The organism is Faecalibacterium sp. AF10-46, assembly GCF_003604105.1.
Classification (GTDB): Bacteria; Bacillota; Clostridia; order Oscillospirales; family Ruminococcaceae; genus Faecalibacterium; species Faecalibacterium taiwanense.
The window spans coordinates 1-425 of record NZ_QVGY01000033.1 but is presented as its reverse complement, the minus strand read 5'-3'; the positions used below and the strand labels follow the sequence as shown (position 1 = coordinate 425).

At 52.2% G+C, this 425-nt stretch carries 1 protein-coding gene and 1 pseudogene; both read right to left on the bottom strand.

Annotation, left to right across the window (positions count from 1 at the left end; translation table 11 throughout):
* Positions 1-177, bottom strand: a pseudogene (locus DWV57_RS14865) (endonuclease); the annotation flags it as partial.
* Positions 138-425, bottom strand: a 288-nt coding sequence (gene mobC, locus DWV57_RS14240; RefSeq protein WP_120021127.1) for a plasmid mobilization relaxosome protein MobC, incomplete at its 5' end; no start/stop codon positions are given. The gene mobC and the pseudogene DWV57_RS14865, both read right to left, overlap by 40 nt.

Genomic DNA, 425 nt, shown 5'->3' with positions numbered 1-425 from the left:
ATTGTTGCCTTTCTGCATGGCCTGTGACAGCAGCAGTTCAAATTCGATGTCGGCGGTTTCGTAGGAGCAGGCAAAGGAGGATACCAGCATTTTTTCATCCGTCTTTGCCGGATTCTCGATATAGTCCAGTGCCTTTTTCAGCGTTGACTTGATAGGATGTATCTTTGTAACTGCCATATCTGCGCCAGCGCTCCTTTGATGTCCGCAACGTCTTGTGTGTACAGCGGTCCCATGCTGTTCAGCCGCCGCGCGATCTGATTGACGTTGACACCAATCTTCTGCAATTCGGCAGTCTGCGCCCGGATGTCGGTGGTGTCGATGTGGACAACATAACCGTCTATCAGCATCTTCCGGGCGTATGCAGAAAAGTTCCGGGTATGCAGCAGAGCCATCTTCTGCCGGATAAGTTCCCGTTCCTCCGGCGT